Source organism: Deltaproteobacteria bacterium (assembly GCA_011773515.1).
GTDB lineage: Bacteria > Desulfobacterota > Deferrimicrobia > J040 > J040 > WVXK01.
In genome coordinates this window covers 8,402-9,690 of sequence record WVXK01000100.1, presented here as the reverse complement: position 1 = coordinate 9,690, position 1,289 = coordinate 8,402, and the positions used below count along the sequence as shown (strand labels likewise).

2 protein-coding genes are annotated in these 1,289 nt (G+C 49.3%); both read left to right on the top strand.

The features are described 5' to 3' along the window. The first annotated feature begins 82 nt into the window (after nucleotides 1–82). Nucleotides 83–274, top strand: coding sequence for a hypothetical protein (locus GTN70_10945; protein ID NIO17481.1), 192 nt, complete (start codon nucleotides 83–85; stop codon nucleotides 272–274). Between the two features lie 371 nt (nucleotides 275–645). Continuing rightward, nucleotides 646–1,289: MFS transporter (locus GTN70_10940; GenBank protein ID NIO17480.1), on the top strand; the 644-nt coding region annotated here is incomplete at its 3' end.

The window sequence follows — 1,289 nt, the reverse complement described above, 5'->3', positions numbered from 1 at the left end:
CGGTGTGGATATAGATGGCCGAAAAACGGCCCCGGGAAAGTTTTCTCTATCGGAGGTAAGAAAGGATAAATCGTGGATCGTAGTGAAAATATCTGAAGGGCGTTACCGCCAGATCAGGAAAATGTTCGCAAAAGTCGGCCACCCTGTTTTGAGGCTCACGAGAGTTGGCTTCGCGGGTCTTTCCCTGAAGGACCTCTCGCCCGGCGAATGGAGATTTCTGACAAAAAGGGAGATTGGAATCCTGAAAAAATATGGAGAGGGGAAAAAATCGTAAAACAGGATCAACGAGCAGAACAAGCCCGGGTGATGAGATTACGGGGCAATCACGATTTTTTTGGGGGACAGAATGCATGGTGAGACCATCGTACAGTGCAGCATTTTTCGAGCCTGCGGCCCGGGCAACATTTTGAAATATTGTTTTAGAATTGTTCGAAAATATGCTTGACAACCCGATAACATTGTTTTACTATCTTTTTCAAATCGGGCGATCTCATGTTTCATACACTTTTCTGGGAGGAAAAGGTAGCCAATAGATCAATTTTCCATGGAGGGGGGGTGATAGCGAGAAAGATTTCTTTGTTTTTTTGTGTTTCACGGTTTCACAAGGTGATTTTCTGAACACCAAAATAGTGGAGGAGGTGTTGTATGGCAGAGAAAGTAAATCGTTGGAAATTTGTCGGGGCGGCGCTGGTGATGCAGATGTGCCTGGGAGTTCTCTATTCATGGTCGGTTTTCCGCCCGGCGCTTGCGTACCTCAACAACTGGGACAAAGGAACAACCGTTGCTCCGTATCGGTATTCCCTACTTTTCTTCACCGTGGCGATGATTATCGCCGGCATCTGGCAGGATAAGAAGGGACCGAAAATCGTTGGTGCTTTTGGAGGAATTCTCCTGGGTACTGGATGCCTGCTGTCGGCATTTCTGTACAAGAATGCTATGGGTCTGAACTTTGCCTACGGGATCATTGGGGGTCTTGGAGTCGGATTTGCCTATGTTACTCCCATCGCCACCTGCATCAAGTGGTTCCCCGACAAGAGGGGGATGATCACCGGTCTGGCCGTTATGGGATTTGGAGCGGGATCGATGATATTCGCGCCGCTTATCGAGAGACTCGTTGCCTTCCAGGATGGCATGGATATGGCGGTTCTCTCGGGTAATATCTTCAAGACCTTTTTGATCATGTCGATCACCTTCTACATCTTCGTCATCGGTTCTGCCATGGTTTACGCGGTTCCGCCCGCCGGATACAAGCCGGAAGGCTGGGAACCCCCGGCCCCTGCTCCTGGGGT